Source organism: Rhizobium sp. RCC_161_2, from assembly GCF_041355235.1.
GTDB lineage: Bacteria > Pseudomonadota > Alphaproteobacteria > Rhizobiales > Rhizobiaceae > Rhizobium.
This window is the reverse complement of the sequence record NZ_JBFUPL010000003.1, coordinates 620,030-639,713: the sequence shown is the minus strand read 5'-3', so window position 1 is coordinate 639,713 and position 19,684 is coordinate 620,030. Positions and strand designations below refer to the sequence as shown.

The 19,684-nt window shown below is 61.6% G+C and carries 10 protein-coding genes; all 10 read right to left on the bottom strand.

Features of this window, described 5'->3' with window-relative positions:
* Nucleotides 1–11 precede the first annotated feature (11 nt).
* The 10 genes from glgX to AB6803_RS10865 all read right to left on the bottom strand — a co-directional run bounded on the left by glgX (nucleotide 12) and on the right by AB6803_RS10865 (nucleotide 19,478).
* Nucleotides 12–1,985 (bottom strand): glycogen debranching protein GlgX, encoded by a 1,974-nt coding sequence (glgX, locus tag AB6803_RS10910; protein ID WP_371108882.1) that lies wholly within the window; start codon nucleotides 1,983–1,985, stop codon nucleotides 12–14.
* 215 nt (nucleotides 1,986–2,200) lie between these two features.
* Nucleotides 2,201–3,829 carry an alpha-D-glucose phosphate-specific phosphoglucomutase gene (locus tag AB6803_RS10905; RefSeq protein WP_371108881.1) on the bottom strand — a complete coding sequence of 543 codons (1,629 nt, stop codon included), beginning with the start codon at nucleotides 3,827–3,829 and terminating at the stop codon, nucleotides 2,201–2,203.
* A gap of 4 nt (nucleotides 3,830–3,833) precedes the next feature.
* On the bottom strand, nucleotides 3,834–5,276 hold the full coding sequence (glgA, locus tag AB6803_RS10900; RefSeq protein WP_371108880.1) for a glycogen synthase GlgA: 1,443 nt from the start codon (nucleotides 5,274–5,276) through the stop codon (nucleotides 3,834–3,836).
* 3 nt (nucleotides 5,277–5,279) lie between these two features.
* Nucleotides 5,280–6,542: a glucose-1-phosphate adenylyltransferase gene (glgC, locus tag AB6803_RS10895; protein ID WP_371108879.1), complete on the bottom strand. Its 1,263-nt coding sequence runs from the start codon at nucleotides 6,540–6,542 to the stop codon at nucleotides 5,280–5,282.
* 26 nt (nucleotides 6,543–6,568) lie between these two features.
* The gene (gene glgB / locus AB6803_RS10890; protein ID WP_371108878.1) at nucleotides 6,569–8,776 is read right to left on the bottom strand and encodes a 1,4-alpha-glucan branching protein GlgB; all 2,208 of its coding nucleotides are present in this window, start codon (nucleotides 8,774–8,776) and stop codon (nucleotides 6,569–6,571) included.
* A complete protein-coding gene (locus AB6803_RS10885) occupies nucleotides 8,773–11,235 on the bottom strand; it encodes a glycogen/starch/alpha-glucan phosphorylase (RefSeq protein ID WP_371108877.1) in 2,463 nt (820 codons plus the stop codon). The genes glgB and AB6803_RS10885 overlap by 4 nt, the downstream gene beginning before the upstream one ends.
* 288 nt (nucleotides 11,236–11,523) lie before the next feature.
* Nucleotides 11,524–12,729 carry a VWA domain-containing protein gene (locus AB6803_RS10880; protein WP_371108876.1) on the bottom strand — a complete coding sequence of 402 codons (1,206 nt, stop codon included), beginning with the start codon at nucleotides 12,727–12,729 and terminating at the stop codon, nucleotides 11,524–11,526.
* Between the two features lie 105 nt (nucleotides 12,730–12,834).
* Nucleotides 12,835–13,719 (bottom strand): transglutaminase domain-containing protein, encoded by an 885-nt coding sequence (locus AB6803_RS10875; RefSeq protein WP_371108875.1) that lies wholly within the window; start codon nucleotides 13,717–13,719, stop codon nucleotides 12,835–12,837.
* Between the two features lie 4 nt (nucleotides 13,720–13,723).
* Nucleotides 13,724–16,141, bottom strand: a complete 2,418-nt coding sequence (locus tag AB6803_RS10870; RefSeq protein ID WP_371108874.1) for a circularly permuted type 2 ATP-grasp protein — start codon at nucleotides 16,139–16,141, stop codon at nucleotides 13,724–13,726.
* A 13-nt stretch (nucleotides 16,142–16,154) separates the two neighbouring features.
* Nucleotides 16,155–19,478 (bottom strand): DUF2126 domain-containing protein, encoded by a 3,324-nt coding sequence (locus AB6803_RS10865; RefSeq protein ID WP_371108873.1) that lies wholly within the window; start codon nucleotides 19,476–19,478, stop codon nucleotides 16,155–16,157.
* Nucleotides 19,479–19,684: the final 206 nt, after the last annotated feature.

The following is a 19,684-nucleotide window of genomic DNA, read 5'->3' as shown; positions in this document are numbered from 1 at the left end:
GTGCAAGGAAATCAGTTTTCGATAAGGAAGCTGACGGAGCGCGCCGGCACCGTGATTTCGTTCTGGACTGCCGTCGGCCCCTGCGGGTTTAGTAGCAACCAGCCACCTTCGCTCGACGCCGGCAGCTTGAAGCGTTGCTCCTCGTGTCCCCGGTTGAGCAGCACTGCGAGACGCGTCTTCCTGCTGCTGTCGCGATCCTCGGTCTCGATTGCCATGCCGAGCAGGCCGGCATCCGGCTGCTCCCAATCGGACACCGTCATCGTCGTGCCCTCGGTGGAGAACCAAAGCACGTCGCCGTCGCCGTTGAAAAATTCCATATCGCTGAAGGCGGAGAAGCGGTGGCGCAGGCTGGCGAGCCAGGCAGTGTGGCCGATCAATTCTTCGTCCAGTGCTGCCCAGTCCATCCAGGTGATGTCATTGTCCTGGCAATAGGCATTGTTGTTGCCGCGCTGCGTGCGGCCGCCTTCGTCGCCGGCGGTCAGCATGATCGTGCCGCGCGTGGCAAAGAGCGTGGAGAGCATCGCCTCAATGTCGGTGCGGCGCTTGCCGAGGATCGCCGGATTGTCCGTCTTGCCCTCGACGCCGTTGTTCCAGGAGAGGTTTTCGTTGTGACCGTCGCGGTTGTTTTCGCCGTTCGCCTCATTGTGCTTGCGCTCGTAGGAGACAATATCCATCAGCGTGAAACCGTCATGGGCGGCGAGGAAGTTGACGCTGCGCGTCTGGGTTCGGCCGTCGCGGCCGAAGACGGAGGACGAACCGGCAAGGATGGTGGCGATGTCGCCGATCTTGCCGCCGTCACCGCGCCAGAAGCAGCGCAGATCATCGCGGGCGCGGTCGTTCCATTCGAGGAAAGGGGCCGGAAAATTGCCCAGCTGATAGCCGCCGGGGCCTATATCCCAAGGCTCGGCGATCATGATGCGATCCTGAAGCACCTCGTCGGCAAACAGGGAGCGCAGGGTCAGGCTTTCGGGGTCGAAGCCCTTGGAGGTGCGGCCGAGGACAGTGGCGAGATCGAAGCGAAAGCCGTCGATGCCGGCGTGAAGCACGAAATGGCGCAGGCTGTCGATGATGAGCCGGCGCGTTGCCGACTGGTCGCAGGCAACGGTATTGCCGGTGCCGGTGTCGTTGACCAGTGTGCCCGGCTGATCCGGCTGATGGCGGAAATAGGTGGAGTTGTCGAGGCCGCGCAATGACAGCGTCGGGCCTTGGCGATCGCTCTCACCGGTGTGGTTGAAAACGAGATCGAGGATGACGGCGATGCCCTCGGCATGAAGGGCGGCGACTGTCTCGCGCAACTCCGTGACGCCGCCGGGCACGAGACGTGGGTCGAGCGCCATGAAGGCGACGGGATTGTAGCCCCAGCCATTTGTAAGACCGAGCGGCGGCAGATGCCGTTCGTCGATCCATGCGGTGATCGGCATCAGCTCGACCGCGTCGACATGCAGGCGCTTCAAATGGGCGATAACGGCGGGATGGGCGAGGGCGGCCAGCGTGCCGCGCTTTTCCGCCGGCACGTCCGGATGCAGCATGGTGAAAGGCGTGACGGCGATTTCGTAGATCAGGCCGCCCGGCTGAAACAGCGGCTTGGCCGGCTTGATCGTGACATCGCGCGCGACGATCGCCTTCGGCATCAGATCCCGCGTATCCTCGCCGAACGTGCCGAGACGCGGATCGTAGCGAAACGGCCGATCGAGCTCCTTGGCATAGGGGTCGACCAGCAGCTTCGCCGGATCGAACCACAGGCCCTGGTCGGGATCATAGGTGCCATGGGCGCGAAAGCCATAGCGCGCGCCGGCCTTGACGCCCTCGACGAACAGGCGATGTTCCTCGCCTTCGCGCGTCAGCGGCAGGCGCATAACCTCTTTTTTGCCTTCGGCATCGAACAGGCAGAACTCGACGCTGTCGGCATGCTTGGACCAGACCGCGAATTCCACGCCGTCGTCGGTGAGGGTGGCGCCAAGGGAGCGGATGGCGGGCTCTGACATGTCTCGCGGGCTTCCTGCTGATCGGGTGTTGGAAAGACGGAAAGGCCGCCGTCACAGCTGCTTCCGAAGAAGCCCCCTCATCCGTCTTCGGCGGTTTCGCTTTGCTCAAACGCCGAAATCCATCTTCTCCCCGAGGGGAGAAGGCGCTTATGGCATTGTCTCCCTCTCCCCTTGGGGAGAGGGCAGGGTGAGGGGGATCCCCACCAAATCTGCCGTTAGGTAATGACCGTCGGCGCGTCGCGACCGGTGCGGCCCTTGATGTCGGCGATCGCCTGGGCGGCGTCGATCAAGTCGGCCAGGGCTTCCTGCGTCTCGATGTTATGGCGGGTCGAATCGGGCTCATAGCGCTCGATATAGACGCGCAGCGTCGCACCCGTCGTGCCGGTGCCGGACAAGCGGAAGACGACGCGGGAGCCGCCCTCGAACAGGATGCGGATGCCCTGATGCTGGCTGACGGACTTATCGACCGGATCGTGATAGGCGAAATCGTCGGCGGCTGAAACGGTGAGATCGCCATACTTCGTGCCCGGCAGGGTCGGCAGCCTCTCGCGCAGCGCGTCGATCAGGCCGTTGGCGGCATCGGTGTCGACGCCTTCATAGTCGTGGCGCGAATAATAGTTGCGGCCGTAGGTCGCCCAATGCTGGGTGACGATGTCGATGACACTTTCGCCGCGCACGGCGAGGATGTTGAGCCAGAGCAGCACGGCCCAGAGGCCGTCCTTTTCACGGACATGGTTCGAGCCGGTGCCGGAGCTTTCCTCGCCACAGATCGTCGCCATGCCGGCGTCGAGCAGATTGCCGAAGAATTTCCAGCCGGTTGGAGTTTCATACATGCCGATGCCGCGCTTTTCGGCGACACGGTCGGCGGCGCCGCTGGTCGGCATGGAGCGGGCGATGCCGGTAAGCCCGCTCGAATAGCCAGGCGCGAGATTGGCGTTGGCGGCGAGGATTGCCAGGCTGTCCGAGGGCGTGACGTAGATGCCCTTGCCGATGATCAGGTTACGGTCGCCATCGCCGTCCGATGCCGCGCCGAAATCGGGCGCATCGTCCCCCATCATCTCGTCATAGAGCTCTTTGCAATGGACGAGGTTCGGGTCGGGGTGATGGCCGCCGAAATCGGGCAGCGGCAGGAAGTTGCGCACCGAGCCATCCGGCGCGCCGAGACGGATTTCGAAGATTTCCTTGGCATAGGGGCCGGTTACAGCACTCATCGCGTCGAAGTTGAGGCGGAAGCCGAGGCTGATGAGGTTGCGGATGGCGCCGAAATCGAACAGCTCTTCCATAAGGGCTGCATAGTCCTCGACCGGGTCGATGACCGAGACGATCATGCCGCCGACATCCTCGCGGGCGATACGATCGAGATTGATATCGGGGAAATCGGCGATCTTGTAGCTATCGATGACCTTGGAGCGCTCGTAGATCGCGTCTGTGATCTTTTCCGGCGCCGGGCCGCCATTGCTGATGTTGTACTTGATGCCGAAGTCTTCGGTCGGGCCGCCGGGATTGTGGCTGGCCGACAATATGATGCCGCCGAACGCCTTGTATTTGCGGATGATATGCGAGGCCGCGGGCGTCGAGAGGATACCGCCCTTACCAACCATGACCTTGCCGAAGCCGTTGGCAGCGGCCATCTTGATGGCCTTCTGGATGACTTCGCGATTGTAGTATCGGCCATCGCCGCCGATGACCAGGCACTTGCCGTGATAGCCTTCGAGCGAATCGAAGATCGACTGGATGAAGTTCTCGGCGTAGTTCGGTTGCTGGAATACCGGAACCTTCTTCCGAAGGCCTGACGTACCAGGCTTCTGATCGGCAAAGGGGGTGGTGGTAACGGTTTTAATCATCGGGTTAAGCGCCTCTCGAGACAAGTCTGGAGTAGAGAGCCGCGTAGCGTTCTGCGCTCTTACCCCAGGATACGTCGGATTTCATGCCCTGCTTTTGCATCTGCGTCCAGACCTTTCGGTCCTGGAAAAGGTATATGGCGCGGTGGATGGCTTGCAGTAGTCCTTCGGCGGTGACGGGCGAAAATTGAATGCCGGTTGCGACCTTCGCCTGCAGCGCGGCATGGTTGGCGTCAATGATCGTATCGTTGAGACCACCCGTACGCGCAACGATTGGCACGCAGCCATATCTTAAGCCATAAAGTTGCGTGAGGCCACAAGGTTCGAAGCGGGAGGGAATGATGATGGCATCGCAGCCGGCCTGCATCAGATGCGACATCGCCTCGTCATAACCGGCGGAAACGCCGACGCGGCCGCGATGGCGACCGGCCGCGGCAAAGAGCGCCCCTTCGAGGGCGGCGTCGCCGGCACCGAGAATGGCGAGCTTGCCGCCCATGGCGACGATATCGCTGGAAATGCTGGCGAGCAGGTCCATACCCTTTTGCCAGGTCAGCCGGCTGACGACGCAGAAGATCGGCCCATCATCGTCGTCCAGGCCGAAATGTTCGACGACCTGCTTGCGATTGATGGCGCGGTCTTTCAGCGTCGAGGCTCCGTAGGTCCGGGCGATCATCGGATCGGTTTCGGGATTCCAGATGCCGTCGTCGATGCCGTTGACGATTCCGTGGAGGCTGGCGGCGCGGCTGGCGATGACACCTTCCAGACCCATGCCGAATTCCGGCGTCAGGATTTCCCCGGCATAGGAAGGGCTGACGGTCGTCAGCGCATGGGCCGTCTGCAAGCCGCCCTTCAGGAAACCGATATCGCCGTAATATTCGATGCCTTGCATGGAGTAGGCGTGTGCGGGCAGGCGCAGGCCGGGGAAGATGCTGGGGCCGAACTGGCCCTGGAAGGCAATGTTGTGGATGGTGAGCACGCTCGGCAGTTCCGGGGTCGGAGAATAGCGCATGTAGACCGGCACCAGGGCTGATTGCCAGTCGTGCACATGCACCAGATCCGGCTGCCAGCCGGGCATCTGGCCGGCGGCAATTTCCGCGCCGGCAAGCGATAGGGCAGCAAAGCGCCGCCAGTTGTCGGGATAATCCTTGCCGGTGGCGTCGACATACGGACCGCCGGTGCGGTTGTAATATGCCGGGGCGTCGAGCACGAGGAAGGAAATGCCGCTGTGCTCAACTTCGAAGACCGTCGCCTTTTCGCCGAGCAGGTCGGCGAATTCGAGGCGGGCCACCGGACTGTGGATGGCCTTCATGACTGCGGGATAGCCGGGAATCAACGTCTTGGTCTCGACGCCAAAGGGCTTGAGCGCGCCAGGCAGGGCGCCGGCCACATCGGCCAGGCCCCCTGTCTTGATCAAAGGGAAGACTTCGGATGAAACCGAAAGAACTTTCATCTGTCAGATATCCAGCTTGTCGATCATCGTCTGCGTGATCAGGCAGATACCACTTTCCGTGCGGCGGAAGCGCTTGGCGTCCAGTTCCGGATCTTCGCCGACGATTAGACCCTCCGGAATGGTGACGCCGTGGTCGATGACGACATTCTTCAACTGCGCGTGACGACCGACCTTGACGCTCGGCAGCACCACGGCTCCTTCCAGCTTGGAATAGGAGTTGGCGCGCACGCCGGTAAACAGCAGGCTGTTCGAGAGGCTGGCGCCGGAGATGATGCAGTCGCCGGCAACAACGGAGGAAACGGCGGAACCACGGCGGTTCTCGTCATCATGGACGAACTTGGCCGGCGGACTGATTTCCGCATAGGTCCAGATCGGCCATGATTTGTCGTAGATGTCAAGTTCCGGCACCACGGCGGTCAGGTCGATATTGGCCTGCCAGTAGGCATCGATCGTCCCGACGTCGCGCCAGTAGGCTTGCCGCTCGAAATCGGAGCGGACGCAGGACTGTGCGAAGCGGTGGGCGACGGCTTTGCCGTTCTTGACGATGTAGGGGATGATATCCTTGCCGAAATCGCGGCTGGAGTTCGGGTCGGCTGCATCGCGCTTCAGGCATTCGATCAGGAACTTCGTGTGGAAGACATAGATGCCCATTGAGGCCAGCGCGAAATCCGGATTGCCGGGAATGCCGGGCGGATCGGCCGGCTTCTCGACGAAGTCGATGATCTGGTCTTTCTCGTCGACATGCATAACGCCGAAACCGACGGCTTCCATGCGCGGCACTTCCAGGCAGCCGATGGTGACCTCGGCGCCGGAATCGACGTGCTGCTGCAGCATCCACTCGTAGTCCATCTTGTAGATGTGGTCGCCGGCGAGGATGACCATATATTCCGGGCCGTAGGGCTCGATGATATCGATGTTCTGGTAGACGGCGTCGGCCGTGCCTTCATACCATTGCGTTTCGGAAACGCGCTGGGAGGCGGGCAGGATATCGAAGCTTTCGTTTCGCTCTGGGCGGAAGAAATTCCAGCCGCGCTGCATGTGACGGATCAGCGAGTGCGCCTTGTACTGGGTCGCCACGCCGATGCGCCGGATACCGGAATTGAGTGCATTCGAGAGCGCAAAATCGATGATGCGCGTCTTGCCGCCAAAGTAGACCGCCGGCTTGGCGCGGCGGTCGGTCAGTTCCTTCAGGCGGCTGCCACGGCCACCGGCAAGAACGTAGGCCATGGCGTCGCGCGCCAGCGGCTGAAAGCGTTTTTCTACCATTTCATTCCTCCCTGTCCGTAATGGTCTTAAAATTCCGGTTCGAGCATGATGGTTGCGAGCGGCGGTAGCGTTATTGTTGCATGTATGCTGCCGCCGGCGCTGACGGCCTGGACGCGCCCGCCATTCCCCTTGCCGCTGCCGCCATAAATGTCGGCATCGGTATTCAGTATTTCGCGCCACCGTCCCTCAGCCGGCAGGCGCAAAGCGTAGTTCTCCCGGTAGACTGGCGTGAAATTGGTGATGACCGCCACCGGCTTTTCGCCGGGCGCCTTGCGCAGCCAGGCGAAGACCGAGTTTTCGAAATCGTCAACGATCAGCCATTCGAAACCTTCGCCCTCGCAGTCGCGGGCATGCAAGGCCGGCTTGCTGCGATAGGTGAAGTTGAGATCGCGTACCAGTCGCCGCATGCCCTCATGCATGCGGTATTGCAGCAGGTTCCAGTCCAGCGCGCGCTCTTCGCTCCACTCGCTCCACTGCGCGAATTCCTGGCCCATGAACAGCAGCTTCTTGCCGGGATAACCCCACATGAATGCGTAATAGGCACGCAGATTGGCGAACTTCTGCCAGTCGTCGCCCGCCATCTTGGCGATCAGCGATCCCTTGCCGTGCACCACCTCGTCATGGGAGAGCGGCAGGACGAAGTTTTCCGAGAAGGCGTAGATCAGGCCGAAGGTCAGCTCGTTGTGGTGATATTTACGGTGAACGTGGTCGCGAGCGAGATAGCTCAGTGTGTCGTGCATGAAGCCCATGTTCCACTTGAAGCCGAAGCCGAGGCCGCCTTCGTGGACCGGCTGCGACACCTTCGGCCAGGAGGTCGATTCCTCGGCGATGGTCATGACACCGGGATGGGCGCCATAGAGCCTGCTGTTCATCGACTGCAGGAAGCGAACGGCCTCCAGGTTTTCGTTGCCGCCATACTCGTTCGGGATCCATTCGCCGTGCTTGCGGGAATAGTCGAGGTAGAGCATCGAGGCGACGGCATCGACGCGCACGCCGTCGAGATGGAATTTCTCGGCCCAGTAGAGTGCGTTGTTCTGCAAGTAGGCGAGCACTTCGGTGCGGCCGAAATTGTAGATCGCCGTGTTCCAGTCGGGATGAAAGCCCTTGCGGGGGTCTTCATGCTCGTAAAGTGCCGTGCCGTCGAACCAGCGCAGGCCGTGTTCATCGGTCGGGAAATGCGCCGGCACCCAATCGAGAAGGACGCCGATGCCGACCTTGTGACAGCCGTTGACGAAACGCGCGAAGCCTTCCGGCTCGCCGAAACGGGCGGTTGGCGCATAGAGGCCGGTGGTTTGATAGCCCCAGGACGGATCGTAGGGATGCTCGGTGATCGGCATGAATTCGATATGGGTGAAGCCCATGTCGACGCAATAGGGGATGAGGCGCGAGGCAAGCTCGTCCCAGGACAGCATCGAGCCGTCGTCGCGGCGCTGCCAGGAGCCGGCATGCACCTCGTAGATCGAGATCGGCTGGCGGCGCTGATCGACGCTCGCCCAATGCTCGCGATGGGCCGTGTCTTCCCAGATCTGGGTCATCTCGTTGGCGGTGACCGAGGCGGTCTTCGGGCGAAGTTCGCTGCGGCGGGCGAAGGGATCGGCCTTCAACGGCAATAGCACGCCGTCATGACCGCGAATTTCGAACTTGTAGGCAACGCCCGCCGGAACGTCCGGCGCGAAGATCTCCCAGATGCCGGAGTCGGAGCGAAAGCGCATGACATGCCGGCGGCCGTCCCAGCCGTTGAAATCGCCAACCACCGAGACGCGCTGCGCATTCGGCGCCCAGACGGCGAAGTGAAAGCCCTGCACGCCTTCGTGCTTCAACGGATGAGCGCCCATCTTGTCGAACAGGCGTAGATGCGTGCCTTCACGCAGGAAATAGTCGTCCATCGGGCCGAGGACCGGGCCGAAGCTATAGGGGTCCGTCACCGCCCATTCGACGTCGCCGCGCCGGGCGCGATACCGGACCGGCTGCAGCTTGGTGATTTTGACGTTGCCGGCAAAGAAGCCGGCCGGGTCGAGGCAATCCAGTTCGCCGATGACGGTACCGTCGAGCGCCATGGCGGTGACGGCTTCGGCGCCCAGAATGAAACAACGGGCGATGAATCCGTCTTCCGTCTTGTGCACGCCGAGAACGGCGAACGGATCGGAATGGGTGCCTGCGAGAATTGCAGCAATCTCATCTGCCGAAATGTCCCTCAAGGCTATGCCGTCAACGGGTCTTTTCGGCTTCTTCATCCGGCTCTCCAAATTTCCTTGGCATATTGACGGATCGTCCGATCGGAGGAGAACCAGCCCATGCGAGCGGTGTTGTTGATCGTCTTGGTGTACCATTCGGAGGGATTGGCCCAGAGGGTGTCCACCTCGCGCTGGGCTGCGGCATAGGCATCGAAATCGGCCGCGACCATGAACCAGTCGTGGGTGTAGATGCCGTCGATCAGGCCGGCATAGCGGGTACGGTCATCCGGAGAGAAGACACCTGAAGCAATGGCATCAAGCGCCTGCGCCAGCTCGCGCGACCGCGCGATGACGGCACGGGGATCATGACCGTCGCTGCGCAGGTTGGCGACCTCGTCTGCCGTCAGGCCGAATATGACGATATTATCCTCGCCGACATTGTCGCGCATCTCGACGTTGGCGCCATCCAGCGTGCCGATGGTCAACGCGCCGTTGAGGCCGAATTTCATGTTGCCGGTGCCGGATGCTTCCATGCCGGCAGTCGAGATCTGCTCGGAGAGGTCGGCGGCCGGAACCATGACTTCGGCAAGCGAGACATTGTAGTTCGGCACGAAGACAACCTTCAGCAGGCCACGCACCGACGGGTCGTTGTTGATGACGCGGGCGACATCGTTGATCAGCTTGATGATCAGCTTGGCGTTGTGATAGCTCGGCGCCGCCTTGCCGGCGAAGAGTTTGACGCGCGGCTGCCAATCCAGCTCCGGATGCGAGCGGATCTGGTCGTAGAGTGCCACCGTCTCGATGATATTGAGAAGCTGGCGCTTGTATTCGTGAATGCGCTTGATCTGGATGTCGAACATCGCGTTGGGGTCGAGCTTGATACCCATGCGGCTGGCGACCAGATTGGAAAGCTGCACCTTGTTGGCGCGTTTGATGGCAGCGAATTTTTCCTGGAAGGCGCTGTCGCGGGCGAACTTGTCGAGCGGTTTCAGCTTTTCGGCGTCGTCGAGGAAGTCGTCGCCGATGGCCTCGCGGATCAGGCCCGTCAGGCCCGGATTACACTGCATCAGCCAGCGGCGCGGCGTGATGCCGTTGGTCTTGTTGTTGATGCGGTCCGGATAGAGCTTGTGCAGGTCGGCAAAGACCGTGACCTTCATCAGGTCGGTATGCAGCGCCGAGACGCCGTTGATCGAGTGCGAGCCGACGAAAGCGAGATTGCCCATGCGCACGCGTCGGTCGCCGTTTTCGTCGATCAGCGAGATCGAGCGAATTTCCCCGTCGCTGAAATTGCGGGTCTTGCGCGCCTCGAGCAGGATCTTGGCATTGATCGTATAGATGATCTGCATGTGCCGCGGCAGCAGCCGTTCAAACAGCGGCACCGGCCAGCTCTCCAGCGCTTCGGGCAGAAGCGTGTGGTTGGTGTAGGCGAAGGTATCGCGAGTAATATTCCAGGCCTGCTCGAATTCCATGCCGTGAACGTCGACCAGCAGGCGCATCATTTCGGCGATGGAGACGGCCGGATGGGTGTCGTTAAGCTGGATCGCCACCTTGTCGGCGAGATTGTTCAGGTCGTCATACTGCTGCAGATGGCGGCGCAGGATGTCCTGCAGCGAGGCCGAGGAGAAGAAGAATTCCTGGCGTAGGCGCAGCTCCTGACCGGCGGGCGTCGCATCGGCCGGATAAAGGACGCGGGTCAGGCTTTCGGCCTTATTGCTTTCGCGCAGCGCGCCGATATGGTCGCCGGCATTGAAGGCGTCAAGCAGGATCGGGTCGATCGGCTGAGCCGACCAGAGGCGCAGCGTGTTGACGCGGTTGCCGCGCCAGCCCACCACCGGCGTGTCGAAGGCGGCGGCGATGACGCGCTCGGCTGGCTTCCAGACGTAGCGGGGCTGGTCGTCGTGACCGCCGATGGTTTCGACGGCGCCACCGAAGCCGATTTCATAGGCGCTTTCCCGGCGCTCGAATTCCCAGGGGTTGCCGTGGGCGAGCCAGGTTTCCGGCAATTCCACCTGCCAGCCATCGGCCATCTGCTGGCGGAAGAGACCGTGGACATAGCGGATGCCATAGCCATAGGCCGGAACCTCGACGGTCGCCATCGATTCCATGAAACAGGCGGCAAGACGGCCAAGGCCGCCATTGCCGAGCGCCGCGTCGGGCTCGAGCCCGGCGATGACGCGGACGTCGACGCCGAGCGAAGACAGCGCGTTGGTGATTTCCTCCATCAGGCCGAGGTTGGAGACAGCGTCGCGCATCAGGCGGCCGATGAGGAATTCGAGGGAGAGATAATAGACGCGCTTGGCGTTCGTCTCGTAGGCTCTGCGGGTCGATTCCATCCATTTGTCGATGACGCGGTCGCGAATGACGAGGATGGTTGCGGTCAGCCAATCATGCGGCTTGGCGACTTTCGCATCCTTGCCGATGCGATAGGTCAGGCGCTCGATGATTTCCTCTGCGAGGATTTCAGGGCGGGAACTGCGGGGAGCTGGGGCGGGGAGATTGGCCTTCGTCAAGTTATTCATACTATCAACTCTCGCCATTTGTGATTTATATTCAGGACGTTACGCCTAACTAAACCAAATTGCCATCTCGTCTAACTAGCAGTTTACGCACCGATGTAAAGTTGTTGCAACAGGTGAATTCGGGCGGAGGTGAAAATAGCGGGCCAGCCTTCCCGAGGCAGCGAAAAGACTTGATTTCGGTTGTTTTTCCGGCTCTTATCGCTGGATTGACTGATGAGAAAAAGCCGCTCCGGATTGCTCCGGAGCGGCTTTTTCGTTTGTCGCCGCCGGTATGCCCGGCGCCGGACTTTATTTGGTCAGAAGGGTGATTTGCTTCGATGTCTGCGCGCCGATGGATTTGAAGGCGGCAATAAGATCGGACATTTGTTGTGCGTCGAAATAGTTGCTGGGGCTCGAGGCGCAGCTCTTTAGCAACTCCTGCCCACGGGTTGGTGCCATGAACGCGACGGTATAAATAAGGACGCCGGCATCTTTAGCGGTCTTGCATGTGGTCAGCGTCTTTGTGTCGGAGCTAGTCGCGTTGTTTTCGCCGTCCGTCATGAGAACGATGATCTTCTGAAAAGTCGTGTTGCCCTTCGTTGCTTGGGCGGTTGCTTCCGAGGATGCCGAAACGTTCTTATAGGCCAACGCCATTGGAGCGCTTGACTCAGTACCACCATTGGCGTTCAAGCCACTTATGACATTGGAGCGCGTTGTTGTCGTTCCCCACGCAAGCGCGCTGGAACTATCGACTTCGCTGCTCCAGGCAATAGCGGCTGTACGGACATATTGAGACTTGGGATCGGCGCTATCCAATTGATCGAGCAAAGTGCCGACCGCCGTCTTCAAAGCTGCTATTTTCTTAATATAGCAGGGGCTTTTTGCCTTCGGGTATTGATAGAGGTAATTACCGTCGGTGTAATATTGGGTGCAGCTCTTTTGGCTCGTATCGATAACATCGGTGTTCAGCAACATTGATCCGGATTTATCGAGCGCAATCTCCATGGAAAGCGCGATTTGCTTAGCTGCTGCCGCGCTCCCGCTGGTCGATGTGCTGGCGGCCGAAACATGCATTGTCTTTATACCCAGCAACTGGCTCATGCCGTTGACCGACATGTCATAAGAGGCGTTGACGGCGACGGTGTAGCTGGTGCCGCCGGACGCGTTTGTGGCTGACGTCACCTCGGCTGTCGTCCCGGCTTTCAGGGCATTGGCGGTACTCGTATCGCCTGAAAGGTAGTTCGACATCTGCCCGGTCACGAATTGGGTCGCCAATTGCTGGGCGTCGCTTGTCGTTGCATTGCCATTGGCAAGCGCCGTTGCCGTTGCAAGGGCGGCGGCATCGGTTGCTGCCTGCAACTGACTGTTGGACACGGCCATGTTGGTGACATCGACAGCCACGCCTGCTGTCGCCGCCACGACTGGAAGGGCGATCGCGGTCAAGATGCCGAAGTTGCCGGCGCGATCGTGTATAAGTTGTATAATACTGCGAAATTTACTCGAACCAATGATCATCACGTTCGCCCCAACGAAGTAATAGCCTCAGACTGGCGGCGAATGTCGGTGAAAAGTCTGATCTCGGCGTTTAGATGATCGTTCGACTTTTAGCGACTGGCGTAATTAATGCTGCTTTAGTGGAATAACATCCACGGCCTGGACGGTCTTCTGGCTGCCGTAGCTTTTCAGCACGCCGATGACGGGGGCGACGTCGGAATAGTCGCGGCCATAGGCGACGACGATATGGTCGGTGCCGGCGGGGATGTTGTTGGTCGGGTCGAGTTCGATCCAGCCCGCCGTTTCGCCGCACCAGACGCGCACCCAGGCATGCATGGCGTCGGCCCCTTCCAGCCGCTCCTTGCCGGGGGGCGGGATGGTGCGCAGGAAGCCGCTGACATAGCCTGCGGGAATGCCGAGGCTGCGCAGTGCGATGATCATTACATGCACGAAATCCTGACAGACGCCGCGCTTCAAGCGGAACGCCTCCTTCGGCGTGGTCTCCACCGTCGTCGCCTTGGCGTCATAGGTGAAATCCTTGTAGATCTGGGTACAGACGGCATGGGCGATCTGCATCACGGTCAGATTGGTCGTTGCCCATTGCCGGGCGTAGTCGGCGATCTCGGGTGTTTCCGGCAGGCGAGGACTGGTGCCCAGGAAGTGATGCGGCGAGGACGAGTCGACCGTCCAGCAGTCGCTGATCTCGTCCGGCAGCTTGGCCAGCACGGGCGAGAAGTCGGCGCTAACGGGCTGGCTCTCCACCTGCACCCGCGCCTGCATGCGGATATCCAGCTTCTCATGATGATTGCGCACCAGGATCGAGGTCGTCGGATGCTGGAAGAAATCGGTGAAGTTCGATTGCTCGTCCGGCTGCGGCGAGATTTTCAGCGAGCCGGCAATCAGGCGCTGGCGGTTGTCAAGCGACAGCGGCAGCAGGCGCATGATATGGCGCGCGCCGCTGGCCGGCACGTCGTAGATATAGCCCATGTGCAGCGACAGGTCGTAAAGCATCACATCATCCGAGATAGGTCTGGGCCAGAAGGTCGGAGAGCCGTTCCAGCTCTCGTTCCAGCCGCTGATAGACCTCGTCGTTCATTGTTTCCGGGGTCATGACGGCAAGGCCCGAATGCAGCCGCATGGCTTCGCGGTAGAAGGGCGACATCTGGCCGTTGACGAAGGCGTTCGGCAATTGCTCCACCTCGCGGTGGATCTCGTTCATCTGGAACAGGATCGAGCGTGGGTTGAGCGGATCAAGCGCCAGCAGATCGGTCACCGTCAGCCGCGCCGTATTGACGTTGTAGCGGCGTCGATGGGTCATGACGCTGTCGCCGATTTCGAGCAGCATGTCGAGCGCACCGTCGGGCGCTTCCGGGCCGGACATATGGCCGAGCAGGCGCGTCATGTGCAGCCCGCGCTCGATATAGCGGCCGAGCGACAGGAAGCGCCAGCCGGTGAAGCGGTACATGTTTTCATGCACGAGGCCGGCAAAGCCCGCGAGCTTGCGCAAAAGGATGGTCATGGCATGGCTGGCGTCGTCGCCGGGCTTGACCGTTTCGTGGAAGCGGCGGGCGGTCTTGGCGAGATCGTTCAGCGCCAGCCAGCCGTCGGGGGAGAAGCGGTCGCGAATGTTGCTGGCGGAATAGACGGCGCTTTCGATGTTGCGCAGCAGGCTTTCCGGCACGGCCTCCTCGGTGTCGATGTCGACGGCTCCGAGATAGGCGCTCACATCGGCGAGCAGCGGCTGTGTAGGATCGGCCGATTCGGCAAAGCGCGCGTGCCAGGCGCGCAGGATGCGCAATGCGCCTTCGGCGCGTTCGATGTAGCGGCCGAGCCAGAAGAGGTTGTCGGCGGCGCGGCTCGGCAGGCTGCCGGGCATGTTGCGGGTGAAGGTCTCTTCGGCCGGCAGCAGCGTGTGACGCTCGACCGGCTTGTCGGAGACGATCCAGACGTCGGCGGCCGAACCGCCGGCCTGCATGGCGATGGCGGCGACATCGTCACCGCTGCCGATGCGGGCAAAGCCGCCGGGCATGATCTGCCAGCCCTTTTCGGTGCGGGCGGCAAAAACGCGCAGGCTCATCGGTCGCGGGATCAGCTTGCCGTTCACCCAGGCTGGTGTCGTTGAGAGCGTGACGACCTCCTGGCCGACCAGCTTCTGGCCGTCCTTCGCCAGCCAGTCGGCGATCGATTCCTTGGCGGTGGTGCGCAGGGTCGAACCCAGCACGGACTGGCCGCTGTCATCGAAGAAGGGCATGCAGGAATAGGCCGGGCCGATCACCATCTTTTCGATGTGCTTGGCGACATGCTCGCGTTCGGCCTTCTGTCCGCACCACCAGGTGGCGATCGACGGCAGCTTCAGGTCCTCGCCGCGCAGATGCCGACAGATGGTGGGCATGAAGGCAAGCAGCGCGCGGGTTTCGAGGATGCCGGAACCGAGTGCGTTGACGATGGTGACGGTCTGCGCCCTCAGCGCCTCGACCAGGCCCGGCGTGCCGATATGGGATTGCTGATTGAGCTCCAGCGGATCCGCATAGGAGGCGTCGAGGCGGCGCCAGAGCACGCTGATCGGCCGCAGCCCCGCGACTGTCCGGACCATGAGCTGATCGTTGACGACGGTGATATCCTCGCCTTCGAGCAGCATGAAGCCGAGATAGCGGGCGATATAGGCGTGTTCGTAATAGGTCTCGTTGGCAGGCCCCGGCGTCAGGACGGCGATACGGTCCGTCGCGCCGCGCTTTGCGCCCTGAAGCGTATCGCGGAAAGCGCCGAAAAAGGAGGCGAGGCGGTGCACCTTGGTTTCGGCGTAGATGTCGGAAAAGGCACGGGTGGTGGCAACACGGGTTTCCAGTGCGAAGCCTGCACCCGACGGCGCCTGGGCGCGGTCGGCGAGCACCCACCAGTTGCCATCAGGCCCACGGCCGATCTCGAAGGCGAGGAAATGCAGATAGTGCCCGCCGGCAGGCTTGACGCCGGCGAGTGGCCGCAGGAATTCTGGATTGCCGCCGACCAGCGCCGGCGGCAGCAGGCCTTCCTGCACCAGCCGGTTGTCGCCATAGATATCGGCGATGACCTCTTCGAGCAGGTCGGCGCGCTGGCAAAGCCCTTCCGACAGCGTCTGCCATTCGCGCTCGTCGATCAGCACCGGAATGTGCGAAATCGGCCAGTTGCGTTCGCTGAGGCCCTTTGCTCCATAGGCGCGGTAGAAGACGCCGGCGTCGCGCAGGTAGCGGTCGGCACGGGCGAAGCGTTCTAGGAGCTCCTGTTCCGGCATGCGGGTGAGTGCTGAGAGCAGGTTCTGCCAGACCGGGCGCACCGCACCGGTATTGTCGACCATCTCGTCGGCGACGCCAGGCAGGGCCGAATAGGCAAAGGCCGGATCGTTACCGATGCCAGCCTTTACGTCATCACGCCGTTTCGTCGCGGGTTTTTTGCGCATGCTTATTCCTGTTTCAAACTCCTATCGGCCGCCTGAGATCAAGCGTCAGCGGAAATTCGCCCGACACCGTTTCCGTCCGCAGAGTATAATCGCCCGCTGTATGCCCCCAAGGCTCGAATCGCGCCAAACGTCGCGCCTCGGCCTCGTTGCCATTGACGGGGAAGGTGTCATAGTTCCGGCCGCCCGGATGGGCAACATGGTAGATGCAGCCGCCGATCGAACGTTTCGACCATGTATCATAAATGTCGAAGGTCAGTGGTGTATTGATTGGCAAAACCGGATGCAGGCCGGAAGCTGGATGCCAGGCCTTGTAGCGGACGCCGGCAACCGAAACCCCGGAGGTGCCCGTCGGCGTCAACGGCATGGCGCGGCCGTTGCAAGCAACGGTGTAGCGCGCCGGATTGTTGGTTTCGAGCCGCACCTGCAACCGCTCCAACGATGAGTCGACATAACGGACGGTGCCCCCGACCGCGCCTTCTTCACCCATAACATGCCAGGGCTCGAGCGCCTGGCGCAGTTCCAGCTTGCTGCCCTCATATTCGACTTCGCCGCAGAAGGGGAAGCGGAATTCGAGCTGGGCCTGAAACCATTCGGGGCGAAGGTCGAAGCCGTTTTGCCGAAGATCCGCGAGCACATCGAGAAAATCCTGCCAAATGTAGTGCGGCAGCATGAAACGGTCGTGCAGTGCCGTGCCCCAACGGACGAAATTGCCGTCGATCGGGTTGCGCCAGAAGCGGGCAATGAGCGCGCGGACCAGCAATTGCTGGGCAAGGCTCATGCGGGCGTTCGGCGGCATCTCGAAGCCTCGGAATTCCACCAGGCCGAGGCGACCCGTCGGTCCATCCGGCGAAAACAGCTTGTCGATGCAGATTTCCGAGCGATGAGTGTTGCCGCTAACGTCAGTCAGGAGATTGCGGAACAGGCGGTCGACAAGCCAGGGCAGCGGCGGGATGCCCTGGCCGGGTAACGGCACCTGGGCCATCGCGATTTCCAGCTCGTAGAGGCTGTCGTGGCGCGCCTCGTCGAAGCGAGGAGCCTGGCTGGTCGGGCCGATGAATAGGCCGGAGAAAAGGTAGGAGAGTGCCGGATGGCGCTGCCAATGCAGCACCAGGCTCTTCAGCAAGTCCGGTCGGCGCAGGAAGGGGCTATCGCCCGGATTGGCGCCGCCGACGACCACATGGTTGCCGCCGCCGGTGCCGGTGTGGCGGCCGTCGATCAGGAACTTGTCGGTGCCGAGGCGTGTCAGCCGGGCCTCTTCGTAAACCGCCGTGGTGATGTCGACACAGTCCTGCCAGTTCGACGCCGGGTGGATGTTGACCTCGATCACGCCGGGATCGGGGGCAACGCGGATGACGTTGATGCGCTCGTCCTGCGGCGGCGAATAGCCTTCGATATGCACCGGCAGTCCGAGTTCCGCCGCGGCATTTTCAGCTGCGGCCAAGAGTTCGAGATACTGCTCGATGCTTTCGGTCGGCGGCATGAAGACGCAGAGCCGGCCGTCGCGCGGCTCGACGGAGATGGCGGTGCGGACAGCACCTCGGATATCGCCAAGTGTCTGTTCGACGCGCGATTGTCCGCTTTCGTCGACCTGGAAAGAGGCCTCCGGCATTGCCCGGCCGGCGGGCACGATGACATCCGGCAAGGGCGTGCGCGGGATGGAGGGATCGACGATATGGATATAGGGATAACGGGACGGCGGCACATAGGGCAGGGTGCCGAGCGGCAGGCGGTAGCCGATCGGCGAATCACCCGGCATCAGGTAGATTTTGCCGCGCCGCGTGCTCCACTTCTCGCTCACCCAGCGTGTGGCTGAGGCGCGTGCATTCCAGGCCTGCACGGGGAGGACATAGCCGGTCGCCGTTGTCAGGCCGCGCTCGAAGACGCGAGCGATGCGGCTGCGCTCCTCGGGGTCCTTGAGTTTCGAATTGGACGGGTCGACATTTTCCGGCAGGCTGCCTTCCTTGATGATCCATTCGGCCGGGTCTTCGTAGGCCGGAAGCACCATGTCGGGCTCGATCGCTAGCTCCTTGGCAATCGCGCTCAGAAGCTTGCCGGCATCCTCCACGCTTGCGCCCGTCTTGGCGGTCTCTTGCGCGATCAGGGCAGGATTCTGCCAGATCGGCTTGCCATCCTTGCGCCAGTAGAGCGAGAAGGTCCAGCGCGGCAGGCTTTCGCCCGGATACCATTTGCCCTGGCCGTAATGCAGGAAACCGCCGGGCGCGAAGCGATCGCGCAGGCGGCGGATCAACTGATCCGCTCGGTCGCGCTTGGTCGGGCCGACCGCGGTGGTGTTCCATTCTTCAGACTCGAAGTCGTCGATCGAGATGAAGGTCGGCTCGCCGCCCATGGTCAGGCGCACGTCGTCGCTTTGCAGGACGCGATCGACCTCTTCGCCGAGCGCATTCAGCGCATCCCAGCTTTCGTCGGAGAAAGGCTTGGTGATGCGCGGATGCTCGGCGACGCGGGTGACCTTCATCGCGAAGTCGAATTCGGTGTTGGCTTCGCCAAAATAGCCGCCGGAAATCGGGGCGGCGTTGCGGTAATGCGGGGTCGCGGCGAGCGGAATATGGCTCTCGCCGGTCAGAAGGCCCGATGTCGGGTCGAGGCCGACCCAGCCGGCGCCGGGAAGATAGACTTCCACCCAGGCATGAAGGTCGGTGAAGTCGACTTCCGTGCCCGAGGGGCCGTCGAGTGCCTTCAGGTCCGGGGTGAGCTGAATGAGATAGCCGGAGACGAAGCGGGTGGCGAGGCCCAGGTGACGAAGGACCTGGACGAGCAGCCAGCTGGTGTCGCGACAGGATCCCTTTGCCTTTTCCAGCGTTTCCTCCGGCGTTTGCACGCCGGTTTCCAGGCGGATGACGTAGCCGATTTCCTGCTGCAGCCGGGCATTGATGCCGACGATCATGTCGACGGTCGGCTGTTGCTCGGAGCGATCGAGCGTGGCGAGGAAAGCTTCAAGGCGCGGTCCCGGCGCCTCCGGCTTCATGTAGATCGACAGATCCTCGCGAAGCGTCTCGGGATAGTCGAAAGGCCATTTGGTGGCCTCTTCCTCGACGAAGAAATCGAAGGGATTGTAGACCGTCATGTCGGCGACGAGATCGACCTCGATCTTCAGTTCGGTCACCGGATCGGGAAATACGAAGCGGGCGAGATAATTGCCGTAGGGGTCCTGCTGCAGATTGACGAAGTGATTGGAGGGCGTGACCTTCAGGGAGTGGCTGAGGACGCGGGTCTTGGAATGCGAGGCTGGTTTCAGGCGAATGACTTGGGGGCCAAGGCGGATCGGATTGTCGTATTTGTAATGGGTGAGATGATAGATGCTCGCTTTGATCGCCATATTGTCTCTTTGCCTAGCCCCGCATCGTTGTGCGGCAGTTGCTGTTCCCGGTGGCAGTGTGTGCAATGCAGCGAGAGAATGCAAGGCGTCTTGGCGGTCAATCGGGGCTGTCCCGTATAATGCGAAAGCAAAAGCGGCGAGCTTTCGCCCGCCGCATTGAAATCATTGCTGTCTAAGACATTACGCGCCGCGCGTCCAACCGGACG

Bases quoted from the DNA above. Each gene is read 5' to 3' on its own strand.
- glgX (WP_371108882.1), bottom strand. From the start codon at position 1,985: ATGTCAGAGCCCGCCATCCGCTCCCTTGGCGCCACCCTCACCGACGAC.
- AB6803_RS10870 (WP_371108874.1), bottom strand. From the start codon at position 16,141: ATGCGCAAAAAACCCGCGACGAAACGGCGTGATGACGTAAAGGCTGGC.
- AB6803_RS10905 (WP_371108881.1), bottom strand. From the start codon at position 3,829: ATGATTAAAACCGTTACCACCACCCCCTTTGCCGATCAGAAGCCTGGT.
- AB6803_RS10865 (WP_371108873.1), bottom strand. From the start codon at position 19,478: ATGGCGATCAAAGCGAGCATCTATCATCTCACCCATTACAAATACGAC.
- AB6803_RS10885 (WP_371108877.1), bottom strand. From the start codon at position 11,235: ATGAATAACTTGACGAAGGCCAATCTCCCCGCCCCAGCTCCCCGCAGT.
- AB6803_RS10880 (WP_371108876.1), bottom strand. From the start codon at position 12,729: ATGATCATTGGTTCGAGTAAATTTCGCAGTATTATACAACTTATACAC.
- glgC (WP_371108879.1), bottom strand. From the start codon at position 6,542: ATGGTAGAAAAACGCTTTCAGCCGCTGGCGCGCGACGCCATGGCCTAC.
- glgB (WP_371108878.1), bottom strand. From the start codon at position 8,776: ATGAAGAAGCCGAAAAGACCCGTTGACGGCATAGCCTTGAGGGACATT.
- AB6803_RS10875 (WP_371108875.1), bottom strand. From the start codon at position 13,719: ATGCTTTACGACCTGTCGCTGCACATGGGCTATATCTACGACGTGCCG.
- glgA (WP_371108880.1), bottom strand. From the start codon at position 5,276: ATGAAAGTTCTTTCGGTTTCATCCGAAGTCTTCCCTTTGATCAAGACA.